Origin of the sequence: Arthrobacter sp. KNU40 (assembly GCF_051515115.1) — a bacterium.
Lineage (GTDB): Bacteria > Actinomycetota > Actinomycetes > Actinomycetales > Micrococcaceae > Arthrobacter.
The window spans coordinates 4,004,004-4,019,682 of the sequence record NZ_CP195850.1 but is presented as its reverse complement, the minus strand read 5'-3'; the positions used below and the strand labels follow the sequence as shown (position 1 = coordinate 4,019,682).

Genomic DNA, 15,679 nt, shown 5'->3' with positions numbered 1-15,679 from the left:
CATGATGTTGGGTGGAGCCTGTTTCCGGGTTGCGGGCTACGTGCGCAACGAATGCCGCACTTTTGCACGCCCACCGGTCTTCGGACCAGGGCCGCATGGACAACGCCAAAGCTCTCACGCAAACACAGGCCAACGTCTGGGCGCGGAGCAGAGATCAACCAACGGAGAACACGAAAGTGCCTACGATTAACCAGCTGGTCCGCAAGGGCCGCACGCCGAAGGTCTCCAAGACCAAGGCTCCCGCGCTTAAGGGCAGCCCGATGCGCCGCGGTGTTTGCACCCGCGTTTACACGACCACCCCGAAGAAGCCGAACTCGGCTCTCCGTAAGGTTGCACGTGTGCGCCTCAACGGTGGCGTTGAAGTTACCGCCTACATCCCCGGTGTTGGCCACAACCTCCAGGAGCACTCCATCGTGCTGGTCCGTGGTGGTCGTGTGAAGGACCTTCCGGGTGTCCGTTACAAGATCGTCCGTGGTGCCCTCGATACCCAGGGTGTCAAGAACCGCAAGCAGGCCCGCAGCCGCTACGGCGCAAAGATGGAGAAGAAGTAATATGCCTCGCAAGGGTCCGGCCCCGAAGCGGCCGCTAGTTTCCGATCCCGTTTACGGTTCCCCGTTGGTCACGCAGCTGATCAACAAGGTTCTGATCGACGGCAAGAAGTCCACCGCAGAGCGCATCGTTTACGGCGCACTCGAAGGTGCACGCGCCAAGTCCGGTGGCGACCCCGTCGCCGCCCTCAAGAAGGCCATGGACAACGTCAAGCCTTCCCTCGAGGTCCGCTCCCGCCGTGTCGGTGGCGCAACCTACCAGGTTCCCGTTGAGGTCAAGCCGGGCCGCTCCACCGCCCTCGCTCTCCGTTGGCTGGTTGGCTACTCCAAGGCCCGCCGCGAGAAGACGATGACCGAGCGCCTCCAGAACGAAATCCTGGATGCGTCCAACGGTCTCGGTGCCGCTGTGAAGCGTCGCGAAGACACCCACAAGATGGCCGAGTCGAACAAGGCCTTCGCACACTACCGCTGGTAAAACTTCCCGTACGCCGCCGGCTCCCTGAGCTGGCGGCGAACGTGTAGTCCATCCGAAAGGGAGACACCGTGGCACAGGACGTGCTTACCGACCTTAGCAAGGTCCGCAACATCGGCATCATGGCCCACATCGATGCCGGCAAGACCACCACCACCGAGCGCATCCTGTTCTACACGGGTGTGAACCACAAGATCGGCGAAACGCACGACGGCGCTTCGACGACCGACTGGATGGAACAGGAAAAGGAACGCGGCATCACCATCACGTCTGCCGCCGTGACCTGCTTCTGGGACAAGAACCAGATCAACATCATCGACACCCCGGGCCACGTGGACTTCACGGTTGAGGTCGAGCGCTCGCTGCGCGTCCTCGACGGTGCCGTTGCTGTCTTCGATGGCAAGGAAGGCGTCGAGCCGCAGTCCGAGACTGTTTGGCGCCAGGCCGACAAGTACAACGTGCCGCGTATCTGCTTCGTCAACAAGATGGACAAGCTCGGCGCTGACTTCTACTTCACCGTAGACACCATCATCAGCCGCCTCGGTGCCAAGCCGCTGGTCCTCCAGCTGCCGATCGGTGCAGAGAACGACTTCATCGGCGTTGTGGATCTCCTTGAGATGCGCGCCCTGGTGTGGCCGGGCGATGCCAAGGGTGACGTCACCATGGGTGCCAAGTACGAGGTCCAGGAGATCCCCGCTGATCTCCAGGCCAAGGCTGAGGAGTACCGTGCACAGCTCGTTGAGACTGTTGCCGAGGCTTCCGAAGAACTCATGGAGAAGTACCTCGAAGGTGAAGAACTCACTGTCGAGGAGCTCAAGGCCGGCATCCGCAAGATGACCATCAACTCCGAGCTCTACCCGGTTCTCTGTGGCTCTGCGTTCAAGAACCGCGGCGTACAGCCGATGCTGGATGCTGTTGTCGACTTCCTGCCGAACCCGCTCGACGTCCCGCCCATGGTCGGTCACGACCCGCGCGACGAAGAGAAGGAGCTCACCCGCAAGCCTTCTTCCGAAGAGCCGTTCTCGGCCCTCGCGTTCAAGATTGCCGCGCACCCGTTCTTCGGCCAGCTCACCTTCATCCGCGTGTACTCCGGTCACGTGGAAGCAGGCGCACAGGTGGTCAACTCCACCAAGGGCAAGAAGGAGCGCATCGGCAAGCTGTTCCAGATGCACGCCAACAAGGAAATGCCTGTTGAAGGCGCTACCGCCGGCCACATCTACGCAGCGATCGGTCTGAAGGACACCACCACGGGCGACACCCTGTGCGACGCGAACAACCAGATCGTCCTCGAGTCCATGAGCTTCCCGGAGCCCGTGATCTCGGTTGCCATCGAGCCGAACACCAAGGGTGACCAGGAGAAGCTCTCCACGGCCATCCAGAAGCTCTCTGCTGAGGACCCGACCTTCCAGGTCTCCCTCAACGAGGACACCGGTCAGACCATCATCGCCGGCATGGGCGAGCTCCACCTGGACATCCTGGTGGACCGCATGCGTCGCGAATTCAAGGTCGAGGCGAACGTCGGCAAGCCGCAGGTTGCTTACCGCGAAACCATCAAGCGCGCTGTAGAGCGTCACGACTACACGCACAAGAAGCAGACCGGTGGTTCGGGTCAGTTCGCAAAGATCCAGATCGCCATCGAGCCGATGGACACCGCCGACGGCGAGCTCTACGCGTTCGAGAACAAGGTCACCGGTGGCCGCGTGCCCCGCGAGTACATCCCGTCCGTTGACGCGGGCATCCAGGATGCACTCAACGACGGCGTTCTGGCCGGCTACCCGGTTGTCGGCATCAAGGCCACGCTGATTGACGGCGCGTACCACGATGTTGACTCCTCGGAAATGGCGTTCAAGATCGCCGGCCGTATGGCTTTCAAGGAAGCCGCACGCAAGGCGAACCCGGTTCTGCTCGAACCGCTGATGGATGTTGAGGTCCGCACCCCTGAGGAATACATGGGTGAAGTAATCGGTGACCTGAACTCCCGCCGTGGCCAGATGCAGTCCATGGAAGATGCCGCCGGCGTCAAGGTGATCCGCGCGCACGTTCCGCTGTCCGGCATGTTCGGCTACATCGGTGACCTGCGTTCGAAGACCCAGGGCCGTGCTGTGTACTCCATGACGTTCAACAGCTACGCCGAGGTCCCGAAGGCAGTTGCCGACGAGATCATCCAGAAGAACCGCGGCGAGTAATCACCGACGGATAAACCAGGATGTTGGCCCGTTCCGGGAAAGCATTCAGCGCAGGCGCCGGGCTGTAGCCCAGGCCGCAGTCCGGTCCCTGCGCGAACAGACTCCAGGTGCCGATAATGGTCCCTGAATCTGCAATTTCACCAAATCCAAAGCCCCCAAGTAGACTTGCTGGAGTTTCTGCCGCGAAAAGCGCGGCCGAGGAGCAACTCACTTGAAATCGTTCTAGGAGGAACCTGTGGCAAAGGCAAAGTTCGAGCGGACTAAGCCGCACGTCAACATCGGCACCATTGGTCACGTTGACCACGGTAAGACGACGCTGACTGCCGCCATTTCCAAGGTGCTGTACGACAAGTACCCCACTCTCAACGAGCAGCGCGACTTCGCGTCGATTGACTCTGCTCCGGAAGAGCGCCAGCGTGGTATTACCATCAACATCTCCCACGTTGAGTACCAGACCGAGAAGCGCCACTACGCACACGTAGACGCTCCGGGTCACGCTGACTACATCAAGAACATGATCACCGGTGCTGCACAGATGGACGGTGCGATCCTCGTGGTTGCCGCCACTGACGGTCCGATGGCTCAGACCCGCGAGCACGTCCTGCTCGCCCGCCAGGTTGGTGTTCCCTACCTGCTGGTCGCGCTGAACAAGTCCGACATGGTCGACGACGAAGAGCTTCTCGACCTCGTTGAAATGGAAGTTCGCGAGCTGCTCAGCGCTCAGGGCTTCGATGGCGACGACGCTCCGGTTGTACGCGTTTCCGGCCTCAAGGCACTCGAAGGCGACCCGGTTTGGGTCAAGTCCGTCGAGGACCTCATGGAAGCTGTCGACAACTCGGTTCCGGACCCCGTTCGTGACCGCGACAAGCCGTTCCTGATGCCGATCGAAGACGTCTTCACGATCACCGGTCGTGGCACCGTTGTTACGGGTCGCGCCGAGCGCGGTACCCTCGCGATCAACTCTGAAGTTGAAATCGTTGGTATCCGTCCGGTCCAGAAGACCACCGTTACCGGTATCGAGATGTTCCACAAGCAGCTCGACGAAGCATGGGCCGGCGAGAACTGTGGCCTCCTGCTCCGCGGTCTGAAGCGCGACGACGTCGAGCGTGGCCAGGTTGTCGTCAAGCCGGGTTCCATCACCCCGCACACCGACTTCGAGGCCAACGTCTACATCCTTTCCAAGGACGAAGGCGGACGTCACAACCCGTTCTACTCGAACTACCGCCCGCAGTTCTACTTCCGTACCACGGACGTAACCGGCGTTATCACCCTGCCGGAAGGCACGGAAATGGTTATGCCTGGCGACAACACTGAGATGACCGTTGAGCTCATCCAGCCGATCGCTATGGAAGAGGGCCTCGGCTTCGCAATCCGTGAAGGTGGCCGCACCGTTGGTTCGGGACGTGTCACCAAGATCATCAAGTAGTTTCTACTTGTAGATCGGTGGAGGACCGGGCGCCTGGCGACCGGTAGCAAACCAAATAAGAACCCCGTCACTATCGTGGCGGGGTTCTTCTTTGCTATAGTTTATCGATCGAATGGATTAATGGTGACAGTGGATCCGTGCCTTGCGAATCCACAGCCCGTGTGGCTTCGTCGCCCCTGGACAGGAGAGCAGGAATGTCTGGCTTCTTTGGCACCGTCCTCGTACTGCTTGTCGTCTTCGTCACCGCTTTGGTGGCATACTCCACAGGGAAATCGAAAGGGCGATCGCTTGCCGCAAGGGCCGCCCAACGGCTTGCTGACGATTCTGTCCGGCAGTATCGCTTAGGCTATCTGGCTGGTCACCTGGCAGGATGGCGCGACGCCGAGGCTCACCGCGGGGGGCCTCCCGCGAAGGAAGGGGATTCCCGCCCGCCAGGCGCGGAACGCGGTCAAACGTTCGCACCTGCTTCCGTCCAGACGGTCCCGGTTCGGACTACTCCAGTTCAAGCCACCCCAGCCCAGGCCGCCCCGGTTTGGCCCGTTCCAGTCAAGCCCGGTCCACTCCCCATCCATCCGCAAGCAGCCCGGATCCCGCCGGAGGCGCTGCGGGAGGAGCAAGCGGCCCGGAAGCTGAAACGGGATCGGCAGAACATCAACGTCACGCTGTATGTGGCGAGCCTTCTACTGGTCGCAGCTTCGGCACTGTTCATTGGCACCAGCCTCCCGTCTGTCCTCCGCTTTGCCGGCGTCTGGACCATCACTGCTGCCTTCTACGCGGGGGGTTTCATCCTCCACGCGAGGGCTCCCAGGCTGCGGCCCGCCGCGATCGCCTTTGCGGGAACGGGCCTTGCCTTGATCCCTGTGACGGGTTTGGCGATGTACAACTTCGCGCTGCACAATGGCCCGGCCGCCTGGCTGGTCACGTCCGTCGTTGGGACAGTGGCCTATGTTGTCGCCGCGGTGCGACTCGACAACAGGGTTCTCGCCTTCCTGTCGTTGAGCTTTGTGGTCTCCGCGGCTTGGTCCGGTGTATCCATGCTCGGCGGCGCCCTCGTCTGGTATTTCGCGTCCCTGATCGGGTTCGCCGCGGTCCTGACCCTGATGGCCATGCGGAGACCGCGCTGGCTTCCGCCGGTCTATGTCCGGCCTTTGATGTCCCTCCACCCTTATGTCGTGCCGTTCGTTGCACTTGCCGCCAGCTTCGTGCCCGAGCATCTGGGGAAGGGTGAGTACGCCATGATCATGATGGCGTGTGGACTGTATTTCGCCGTGATGGCAGCCATTCCCCAGAGCGTGTTCCGGCTCCCACAGTTCTACGCGGCGAGGCTCTCATTCACCGTGGCTTTCCTCGTGGCCCTGGCCGACGCAGGGCTTGGGCTGCCGGAAGTGCTGCTCGCCGCGGCCGCTCTCTTTGCACTGCAGGCCCTGTGGTCGGCATTCGACAGCCGCCGGCACGTCCGTTGGTTCCCGGGACCGGGCACATCCCAGGCAATCCGGCGCTGCTGGATTGATGCCGTGGTGTGCTTCGGCCTTCAATTGGCCGCCGCCTTCATGGCGGCCTTCGCCATCCTGGTCCGGCATTCCGAGACGCCCTTGGGGATTCCGTTGTTCGCGACCCTCCTGTGCAGTCTGGTCCTGGCGTGGAAGCTGGGAGGGCCGGCCGAATGGCTCCCTGTGACAGCCATTGCGGTGGCTGCTCCGTTTGCCGATGAGCTGGGCGGGTGGCCGACGGCGGCCCTATTGGCTATCGCCGGCGCGTTCTGGCTGTTGCGGGCAAGCAGGCCAACGGAGCCCAAGCGCAGGGTGTTTGTCTTGGCGGGGCGGATTGCGCTCACTCTCAGCGTCCCGGCAATGACAGCGGGGATATTGCCGGAGAATTCCGACCGCATTGCCGCGGTCGTCCTGGCGTTTCTTGCCGCAACGACGTTCCAGTTGCTGGTGGAAGGCGCGCTGATCCGTTCCGGCGTCAGGACCTTCGCGCCGACCGCCTGCCTCGCAGCCTTTGCCGGTGCCGGCATGGCAGGGATGCCTTTGGTTGTGTTGTTCGAGCAAGCGCCCCGCCAGCCCCTGACAGTATCGGCCGTCGTGATTCATGTCCTCGCCGTCGCGTTGCTTGGCTGGGCGCTGTTCCCGAAAGCCGTAAGAGCTACCTTGCGCGGAAGGGTGGTTGAGTTCCTCGCGCCGGCATCCTTTGCCTGGGCTGGGGCGTTTTCCTTCGGGGCGGTGTCCGTGGCGTTGGGAAACGTTGTGTTGCTCATTGGCGTGGTCTACTTCGCCGTTCAGGCGCTCCGCCTTCCCCGCGCCCTGCACCGCCGCCGCTATTGGTGGGCCGCCCGTGCGCTCGTCACCGTGCTCGCCGGCACAGCCTATCTGCAGTTGCTCCGGGACGGAGGCGGCCTGGTGGTGGCGGGGGAGAGGCTTCAGCTTGCCACCGTGGTCTTCGTGGCATTGGCACTCCAACTGATTCCGCCGCTTGCCGAGGCGTTGCGCGGCCCTGATCGAGGTCTCGCTGCACTCGACGTTGCCGTGGTGCTGCCTTTCATGGCCGGCGCCGCCGCCGTCGTGAGCATTTCCGGGAGCTACTTCGACAGCTCCGCGGCCGGAAGCTGGCAGGCGGTAGCGATCTCAATCATCATGGCGGTGTCGGCTGTGGTGGCGGGGTTCATGATTCGCTCGGAGGGCGCGTCTGCGGTCTTCGCGCCGGCGACGTTGGCGCTCTTGCTGTTGCTTCGCGGTGCACACATTCACGAAGTCGAGGCGTTGCTCGCCATCTTCGCCGTATTCGGCGCGGTCATGGTGGCCGCGGCTCCCGGGCGCACTGCGAAGGGCATTTACTTCATCGCCGCCAGGTTTCTCACGGCCGCCGTTGCCGCGGTTTTTGCCCATGACCTATCGGCGTCCGCCACGGTGGTGTCGCTGACTTTCGCGGCCGTCCTGGTACTCCAGCACATCATCCGTTGGTTCATGCGGAACCGATTGCAGCAGATTCCCTTCCAGCAGGCAGCAGTGTGGGTGACGCTCAGCGCGCAGGCCGTGCTGCCGGCGACGTACCTTTCGTCTGTGGTTCAGCCGGAAGCCCACGACGGCGGCCGCTGGGTCCTGTTGCTTGAGCTGGCCGTGTTGTTGGTTTCCGCCGTTGTCGCGAACCGGATCTTTACCGCCCGAGGCGCTGTGTATTTCACCATTCCGGCGTCGATCGCGGCGGTGGCGGCAGCCGGACCCGAGGCGTCCTTCCCTTCCGGGACGTGGCTTGCCGCACCTCTCCTCAGCCAGTTGGCGGTGCCCCTGGTGCTGCTCGCGATGTCACTCTTGGTGACTGTTGTGAGGCTACTCGTCCAGCCGGTAAACGGCGTCCCTGAACGTTGGTTCTGGTTGGTGGCGGCGCTGGCTTTCACCGGCGCCGGTGGGGCGCTGTCAGTGGACGTGTCGGACACCGCCACGGGAATGGCGGGACTGGTATTGGCTGTAGTGTGCTTCGTGGCCTCGCACGTCGAGGGAATGCCCGGCTTCTATCCTCTTGCCTCCGCCGCGAGCCTCGTCGGGGCTACAGTCTTCGCCTCTTCTGTCTTGGAAAGGGCTCCGATTGTTGGCCAGGCCGGGGCTCACTGGGAGGATTTCCTGCCGTGGCTCCTGGGCTGCGCAGGAACGGCCGCTGTTCTTTACGCTGTCCGGTGGTCCCGGATTCCGGGGGTGGGGTCGCAGCCCGTGCGCAAGTTGTCGCTCGCAGTAGCGGCAGGAGGGGGATTCGCCCTGGCCGGAGCTGCAGGCCTACTGCACGATGACATCGCTCTGGCAGGAACTTGCTTGCTCGGCGCTGCGGTGGCCGTGGCTTTCCTAGAGGCACCCCGGGCCATCAGATTCGCTGTCGCCGAGCTGGGTGCGGTGCTGGTGCTTGCCGCTGCTCAGCGGGCGGTTCTCTTCGTCCATGGAACCAGGCCAGAGCTCTTTTGGGTGGTGCAGTGGTTCACGGTCCTCGGCGCCGTTTTGGCAGGGCTGCGCTACTACGCGGGGAACCAGCTGGAGGGGCGTATCAGGTTGGGCCTCGCCTCAGGCCTATTGTCCCTCGGGGGCCTCCTCTCGATAGTGCCAGGCAGCGTCTTCACGGGCACTGTGCCACAGCAACTGTGGGTCCTCATCGGATACGCGATGCTACTGCTTGCCGGACTGGTCCTCGCCGAGCGCATGTTTGTATGGTGGGGTGCCGCGGGCGTTGTCCTCAGTGTTATGTGGGCCCTTCGTTCCTACGCCTTCGCGATGCTCGCCGTGATCGCCTTGGCGCTGATCGTCCTTGCCGTCTGGCGCCTGAACAGGACCGCGCCCTGATAGCGTTGCCTCAAAGGAGGAATGCGGAATGGGATGGCTCATTTTTCTGGTTGTTGTGGTTGTGGTGGTGGCTGGCGTGATGTGGGGAAGGAAATACTTCCGCCGCGAGATCGAGCGCGCCAAGCGGATCAATCGGGCCAACAGGAAAGATTGATTTAGCACGATCGGTCCACAAAAGGGGCTCGAATCAGCTCCTGCGTGCCTTGCTCAAGGACTGGTACCAGTAGTACGAGTCTTTGGGGGTTCTTTCGAGGGTGTCGAAGTCGACGTGCACCAGCCCGAATCGCTGTGAATACCCGGCGGCCCATTCGAAGTTGTCCAGCAACGTCCAGACGTAGTAGCCCAGAAGTTCGACGTCGTGGGCGATCCCGCCGGAGGACGTGGCCCTCAAGGCCTGGCCAAGGTGCGAAGCAAGGTAGCTGATGCGATCGGCGTCGTGCACCGGACCCGGGGTGTGGTCCGGTTCCGGGAAGCTCGCGCCGCTCTCCGTGATGAACAGGGGAGGCAGCGCTGCCCCGTAGCGGTCTTTCAGCTCCCGCAGCAGGATTCCGAGGTGTTCGGGAGCCACAGGCCACCCAAATCCCGTCGTTTCGTATTCCGGGAAGGCCGCCAGATGGAACGGCAGCTTGGCCATCATGTCCGGGTTGCTGCTGGGTCCGCTTCCGTCGCCGCGGCCCGAGGCCACCTTGATGGGGTAGTAGTAATTCAAGCCGTAGAAATCCAACGGCTGGTGGATGGTCTTGAGATCCTCGTCGCGGACCTTGCCCAAGGCCCGGAACCAGGGCCTTACCTGTAGTGGCGGTTTCGGGTACCGCCCCAAGAGGATGGGATCGGCATAGACCCGGTTGAAGATGAGGTCGAAGGCCTTGGCCATCAGACCGTCTGCAAGCCGCTTGCTTGCGGGCCGGACTGGCGAATGGACGTTGGCTACGCCGACAGTTCCCGCCACGCCGGCAGCGCGCAGGGCCTGGACAGCAAGGCCGTGCCCCAACAACTGGTGGTGGGCGGCCGGCAAGGCATCGAAAAGCAACCGCCTGCCGGGAGCGTGGACACCGAGCGCATAACCTTGCAACGCGACCGAAACGGGTTCGTTCAGGGTGACCCATTGCGCCACGCGGTCACCGAAGCGGTGCGCGGCCGCAGCGGAGTATTCGGCGAACCGTTCCGCCGTCGCCCGGTTCAGCCAGCCGCCGTCGTGCTCTAACGGCAGGGGAGTATCCCAATGGAACAGGGTCACCATGGGCGAGACCCCGGCCTTCAGGAGCTTGTCGATCAGACGGTCGTAGAAGTCCAGGCCTTGTTCGTTGATGGGGCCCTTGCCGCCGGGTTGGATCCGGGGCCAGGAGAGCGAGAACCGGTAGGAATCCACGCCCAGATCCTGCATGAGGGCAATGTCCTCGTCCGTCCGGTTATAGTGGTCGCAGGCTACTGCGGGGGAGTGCCCGTCGACGATCGCGCCTGGTTTCTCGGCAAATGCATCCCAGCTTGACGGTCCGCGCCCGTCCGCTGAGAGCGAGCCCTCGATCTGGAAGGCTGCCGCAGCGACGCCCAAGGTGAAGTCCGGCCGGATGCGGCCTGCAAGATCCCCCACCGTGGCAGAATCTTGGACAGTCATGACCCCATCATCCCGAGCGCGGGAGCCGATGGCAATGGTCCGCGAGGCCCGATTGGCTTATGCCGGGGAATTCCGGCATACTAGGTGAGTTGTTCAAGCGCTTCTTCGCGTCCCGATCCGGATAATGCCGGGTGTCAGGGTCCAAGCTGAAGCCCAAACATAACCCAGATCCCCAAGGAAGTCGGACGCGTTTGCGTGGAAATCGCGACACGCCCGACCGCGGGGGTCGGTTACACCGGCAAGTTGAGGAACCCGGATCCCTCCGGATTCAGCTTGTGCGGCGGGTGGTAGTACTACTTCAAATGCTTCGGCAGCCACATACAACACGTAAGTGAACAGGGCAGCCTTTATTCGAGGGCAGCACAGACTGAAAGAGAGTCAGGCGACATGGCGGGACAAAAAATCCGCATCCGGCTGAAGTCATATGACCACGAGGTCATTGATGTTTCAGCGCGGAAGATCGTTGAGACGGTCACGCGCGCAGGCGCAACGGTAGTGGGCCCCGTGCCGCTGCCGACGGAGAAGAACATCTACTGCGTGATCCGCTCTCCCCACAAGTACAAGGACAGCCGTGAGCACTTTGAAATGCGTACTCACAAGCGTCTGATCGACATCATCGACCCCACGCCGAAGGCTGTTGACTCGCTTATGCGTCTCGACCTGCCGGCCGACGTGAACATCGAAATCAAGCTGTAGGGAGGTGCTGAGAAAACTATGACCGCAACCCGTAATGTAAAGGGCCTGCTGGGCACGAAGCTCGGCATGACCCAGGTCTGGGACGAGAACAACAAGCTCATCCCGGTAACTGTCGTCCAGGCTGACTCCAACGTCATCACTCAGCTGCGCAATGCAGAGACTGATGGCTATGTCGCCGTTCAGATCGGCTACGGCCAGATCGATCCCCGCAAGGTCACCAAGCCGCTGGCTGGTCACTTTGAAAAGGCTGGCGTAACTCCTCGCCGCCACGTCGTCGAACTGCGCACTGCAGACGCCGCGTCTTACGAACTGGGCCAGGAGCTTTCTGTTGAGCTCTTCGAAGCCGGTCAGAAGATCGACGTCGTCGGCACCAGCAAGGGTAAGGGCTTCGCCGGTGTTATGAAGCGTCACGGCTTCCACGGTGTTGGAGCCTCCCACGGTGCGCACAAGAACCACCGCAAGCCCGGTTCCATCGGTGGCGCATCCACCCCGAGCCGCGTCTTCAAGGGTCTGAAAATGGCCGGTCGCATGGGCGCAGAACGTCACACCACGCTGAACCTCACGGTTCACGCTGTTGACGCCGAGAAGTCGCTGCTCCTTATCAAGGGTGCCGTCCCCGGCGCCCGCGGCCAGGTCGTCCTCGTACGCACCGCCGTGAAGGGAGCCTAGTTAAATGACTAGCACTGTCAAGGTAGACCTGCCTGCAGAGATCTTCGACGTCCAGACCAACGTGCCGCTGCTGCACCAGGTCGTCGTCGCACAGCTCGCTGCTGCTCGCCAGGGTACCCACAAGACCAAGACCCGCGCCGAAGTTTCCGGTGCAGGCCGCAAGCCGTTCAAGCAGAAGGGTACCGGCCGCGCCCGTCAGGGTTCCATCCGTGCTCCTCACATGACCGGTGGTGGCGTTGTCCACGGCCCGACTCCGCGTGACTACAGCCAGCGGACCCCCAAGAAGATGAAGGCTGCCGCACTGCGTGGCGCCCTGTCCGACCGCGCCCGTAACGGCCGCATCCACGTCCTTGCTGAACTGGTCGCCGGCCCCAAGCCGTCCTCCAAGGAAGCACTGGCCGCGTTGCGTGCAGTTTCCGAGCGCCGGAACCTGCTCGTTGTTATCGAGCGCGCCAACGATGTTGCTGCACTTTCCGTGCGCAACCTCACGGATGTTCACGTTCTGTACGCAGACCAGCTGAACACCTACGACGTGCTGGTTTCCGACGACGTTGTCTTCACCAAGGCTGCGTTCGAGGCTTTCATCGCTGACAAGGCAAAGAACGAGGAGGATGCCAAGTGAGTGCAGCCACCATCAAAGACCCGCGCGACGTCGTCATTGCACCCGTCGTTTCGGAAAAGAGCTACGGCCTGATCGATGAGGGCAAGTACACCTTCCTGGTGGACCCCCGCTCGAACAAGACCGAGATCAAGCTGGCCGTGGAGAAGATTTTCTCCGTCAAGGTCGAATCGATCAACACCATCAACCGTGCCGGTAAGCGCAAGCGCACCAAATTCGGCTGGGGACAGCGCAAGAGCACCAAGCGTGCAATTGTGACCCTCAAAGAAGGCACAATCGACATCTTCGGCGGTCCGCTCGCGTAGCGGAGACCACTTTAACGAGGAAATGAATTATGGGAATCCGTAAATACAAGCCGACTACCCCGGGCCGTCGCGGCTCGAGCGTAGCCGACTTCTCCGAAATCACGCGATCGACTCCGGAAAAGTCGTTGCTGCGTCCGCTGCACAAGACTGGCGGCCGTAACAACACCGGTAAGATCACTACCCGTCACAAGGGTGGTGGCCACAAGCGCCAGTACCGTCTGATCGACTTCCGTCGCCACGACAAAGACGGCGTCAACGCCCGCGTTGCCGAAATCGAGTACGATCCGAACCGCACGGCTCGCATCGCCCTCCTGCACTACGTTGATGGCACCAAGCGTTACATCATCGCCCCGAACAAGCTGTCCCAGGGTGACTTCGTCGAGGCTGGCCCCGACGCTGACATCAAGCCGGGCAACAACCTGCCGCTGCGCAACATCCCGGTTGGTACCACCATCCACGCAGTTGAACTGCGTCCGGGTGGCGGCGCTAAGATGGCCCGTTCCGCAGGTGCTTCGGTTCAGCTCGTCGCCAAGGAAGGCCGTTTCGCCCAGCTGCGTCTGCCCTCCGGTGAAATCCGCAACGTTGACGTGCGCTGCCGCGCAACCGTCGGCGAGGTCGGCAACGCCGAGCAGTCGAACATCAACTGGGGTAAGGCCGGCCGTATGCGCTGGAAGGGCGTTCGCCCGACCGTCCGTGGTGTCGCCATGAACCCGGTCGATCACCCGCACGGTGGTGGTGAAGGTAAGACTTCCGGTGGACGTCACCCGGTCAACCCGAACGGTAAGCGTGAAGGCCGCACCCGCCGCCCCAACAAAGAGAGCGACAAGCTTATTGTTCGTCGCCGCCGTACTGGCAAGAACAAGCGATAGGAGCCTGGACACATGCCACGCAGCCTGAAAAAAGGTCCTTTCGTAGACCAGCACCTCTTTGTGAAGGTCGCCAGGGAAAACGAAAAGGGCACCAAGAACGTCATCAAGACCTGGTCCCGCCGTTCGATGATCGTCCCGGACATGCTGGGTCACACGATTGCCGTTCACGACGGACGCAAGCACATTCCGGTGTTTGTCACTGAGTCGATGGTCGGGCACAAGCTCGGCGAATTCGCTCCCACGCGGACATTCCGCGGCCATGTCAAGGACGACCGTAAGGGCAAGCGCCGCTAAGGCGCTGGCTCTACGGCTAAGACGAGAGAAGGAAAGCAATGGAAGCCAAGGCTATTGCGCGTCACATCCGCGTAACGCCTATGAAGGCCCGGCGCGTCGTCAACCTTGTTCGTGGTAAGCAAGCGAATGAGGCTCTGGCAATTCTGAAGTTCGCCGAACAGGCAGCTTCGGAGCCGGTATTCAAGGTAGTTCAGTCGGCAATGGCAAACGCACGGGTCCTCGCGGACCGCGACGGCGTTGCCTTTGACGAGGGAGACCTCTACATCAGCGAAGCGTTTGTTGATGAAGGCCCGACCATGAAGCGGTTCCAGCCGCGTGCTCAGGGTCGCGCATTTCAGATCAAGAAGCGCACGAGCCACATCACCGTGGTAGTCGCTACCCCGGAGAAAGAGGAGGCTCGCTAAGTGGGACAGAAAGTTAACCCGCACGGGTTCCGACTCGGCATCACCACCGATCACGTATCGCACTGGTTTGCTGACAGCACCAAGGCTGGCCAGCGGTACAAGGACTTCGTTCGCGAAGACATCCGCATCCGCCAGCTCATGTCCACGGGCATGGAGCGCGCTGGTATCGCCAAGGTCGAAATCGAGCGCACCCGTGACCGTGTCCGCGTGGACATCCACACGGCTCGTCCGGGTATCGTCATCGGCCGCCGCGGCGCAGAAGCAGACCGCATTCGCGGCGAGCTCGAAAAGCTCACCGGCAAGCAGGTCCAGCTGAACATCCTCGAGGTCAAGAACCCCGAGATGGAAGCACAGCTTGTTGCCCAGGGCGTTGCTGAGCAGCTGACTTCCCGCGTGGCTTTCCGCCGTGCGATGAAGAAGGCCATGCAGTCCGCACAGCGTGCGGGTGCCAAGGGTATCCGTATCGCTTGCTCCGGTCGACTGGGTGGCGCAGAAATGTCCCGCTCGGAGTTCTACCGCGAAGGCCGTGTGCCCCTGCACACCCTGCGTGCGAACATCGACTACGGCTTCTACGAGGCCAAGACCACCTTCGGCCGCATCGGTGTGAAGGTCTGGATCTACAAGGGCGACGTCACCGCCAAGGAACTGGCTCAGCAGGCAGCTGCTGCTCCGTCCCGCGGCCGCGGTCCGAGCGACCGTCCGGGCCGCCCGGGTGGCGCAGACCGTGGTGACCGCCGCCGTCGTACCGACCGTCCGGCAGCTGACGCAGCACCTGTTGCTGCAGAGGCTCCGGCAGCTGAAGCTGCTGCTCCCGCAGCAGAAGGAGGACAGGCTTAAATGCTTATCCCACGTCGAGTCAAGCACCGTAAGCAGCACCACCCGGGTCGTTCCGGCGCTGCAACGGGCGGCACCAAGGTCACTTTCGGTGAGTACGGCATCCAGGCGCTGAGCCCGGCCTACGTCACGAACCGTCAGATCGAGTCTGCCCGTATCGCGATGACCCGCCACATCAAGCGTGGCGGCAAGGTCTGGATCAACATTTATCCGGACCGCCCGCTGACGAAGAAGCCGGCCGAAACCCGCATGGGTTCCGGTAAGGGTTCTCCGGAATGGTGGGTCGCAAACGTCAAGCCGGGCCGCGTTCTCTTCGAGCTCGCCGGTGTCAATGAAGAGGTAGCTCGCGAGGCACTGCGCCTGGCAATCCACAAGCTGCCGTTGAAGGCACGCATTGTGCGTCGCGAAGGTGGTGAATAG

General features: G+C 62.3%; 16 protein-coding genes. 15 read left to right on the top strand and 1 reads right to left on the bottom strand.

What is annotated here, in order from left to right; all coding sequences use genetic code 11:
* Positions 1–176: 176 nt before the first annotated feature.
* From rpsL to ACSKT0_RS18685, 6 genes are all read left to right on the top strand, one after another.
* Complete coding sequence (rpsL, locus tag ACSKT0_RS18710) at positions 177–551, top strand: 30S ribosomal protein S12 (protein WP_009358312.1); 375 nt, start codon at positions 177–179, stop codon at positions 549–551.
* Between the two features lies 1 nt (position 552).
* Positions 553–1,023 (top strand): 30S ribosomal protein S7, encoded by a 471-nt coding sequence (rpsG, locus tag ACSKT0_RS18705; protein ID WP_059387355.1) that lies wholly within the window; start codon positions 553–555, stop codon positions 1,021–1,023.
* 68 nt (positions 1,024–1,091) lie between these two features.
* Positions 1,092–3,206 carry an elongation factor G gene (gene fusA / locus ACSKT0_RS18700; RefSeq protein WP_437771058.1) on the top strand — a complete coding sequence of 705 codons (2,115 nt, stop codon included), beginning with the start codon at positions 1,092–1,094 and terminating at the stop codon, positions 3,204–3,206.
* 235 nt (positions 3,207–3,441) lie between these two features.
* Positions 3,442–4,632, top strand: coding sequence for an elongation factor Tu (gene tuf / locus ACSKT0_RS18695; RefSeq protein ID WP_059387357.1), 1,191 nt, complete (start codon positions 3,442–3,444; stop codon positions 4,630–4,632).
* A gap of 194 nt (positions 4,633–4,826) precedes the next feature.
* A complete protein-coding gene (locus ACSKT0_RS18690; protein WP_437771057.1) occupies positions 4,827–8,954 on the top strand; it encodes a hypothetical protein in 4,128 nt (1,375 codons plus the stop codon).
* Positions 8,955–8,982: 28 nt separating this feature from the next.
* Complete coding sequence (locus ACSKT0_RS18685; RefSeq protein WP_272909588.1) at positions 8,983–9,108, top strand: hypothetical protein; 126 nt, start codon at positions 8,983–8,985, stop codon at positions 9,106–9,108.
* A 33-nt stretch (positions 9,109–9,141) separates the two neighbouring features.
* On the opposite strand, the gene ACSKT0_RS18680 is transcribed toward ACSKT0_RS18685, so the two are convergent.
* Positions 9,142–10,569 (bottom strand): GH1 family beta-glucosidase, encoded by a 1,428-nt coding sequence (locus ACSKT0_RS18680; protein ID WP_437771056.1) that lies wholly within the window; start codon positions 10,567–10,569, stop codon positions 9,142–9,144.
* Positions 10,570–10,956: 387 nt separating this feature from the next.
* Here ACSKT0_RS18680 and rpsJ point away from each other — a divergent pair, with 387 nt between their 5' ends.
* The 9 genes from rpsJ to rplP are packed head-to-tail and all read left to right on the top strand — an operon-like array spanning position 10,957 to position 15,679.
* Positions 10,957–11,265 carry a 30S ribosomal protein S10 gene (rpsJ, locus tag ACSKT0_RS18675; RefSeq protein WP_038464699.1) on the top strand — a complete coding sequence of 103 codons (309 nt, stop codon included), beginning with the start codon at positions 10,957–10,959 and terminating at the stop codon, positions 11,263–11,265.
* Positions 11,266–11,283: 18 nt separating this feature from the next.
* Positions 11,284–11,934, top strand: coding sequence for a 50S ribosomal protein L3 (rplC, locus tag ACSKT0_RS18670; RefSeq protein ID WP_059387360.1), 651 nt, complete (start codon positions 11,284–11,286; stop codon positions 11,932–11,934).
* 4 nt (positions 11,935–11,938) lie between these two features.
* A complete protein-coding gene (rplD, locus tag ACSKT0_RS18665) occupies positions 11,939–12,556 on the top strand; it encodes a 50S ribosomal protein L4 (RefSeq protein ID WP_437771055.1) in 618 nt (205 codons plus the stop codon).
* Positions 12,553–12,858, top strand: a complete 306-nt coding sequence (gene rplW, locus ACSKT0_RS18660; RefSeq protein WP_059387362.1) for a 50S ribosomal protein L23 — start codon at positions 12,553–12,555, stop codon at positions 12,856–12,858. Before rplD ends, rplW begins: the two co-directional genes overlap by 4 nt.
* A gap of 29 nt (positions 12,859–12,887) precedes the next feature.
* Positions 12,888–13,727, top strand: coding sequence for a 50S ribosomal protein L2 (rplB, locus tag ACSKT0_RS18655; protein ID WP_028265104.1), 840 nt, complete (start codon positions 12,888–12,890; stop codon positions 13,725–13,727).
* A gap of 12 nt (positions 13,728–13,739) precedes the next feature.
* Entirely contained in the window at positions 13,740–14,021 is a 282-nt protein-coding gene (rpsS, locus tag ACSKT0_RS18650; RefSeq protein WP_018773666.1) for a 30S ribosomal protein S19, read from the top strand.
* A gap of 38 nt (positions 14,022–14,059) precedes the next feature.
* Complete coding sequence (rplV, locus tag ACSKT0_RS18645; RefSeq protein ID WP_028265103.1) at positions 14,060–14,425, top strand: 50S ribosomal protein L22; 366 nt, start codon at positions 14,060–14,062, stop codon at positions 14,423–14,425.
* Entirely contained in the window at positions 14,426–15,262 is an 837-nt protein-coding gene (rpsC, locus tag ACSKT0_RS18640; protein WP_028265102.1) for a 30S ribosomal protein S3, read from the top strand.
* The gene (rplP, locus tag ACSKT0_RS18635; RefSeq protein WP_028265101.1) at positions 15,263–15,679 is read left to right on the top strand and encodes a 50S ribosomal protein L16; all 417 of its coding nucleotides are present in this window, start codon (positions 15,263–15,265) and stop codon (positions 15,677–15,679) included.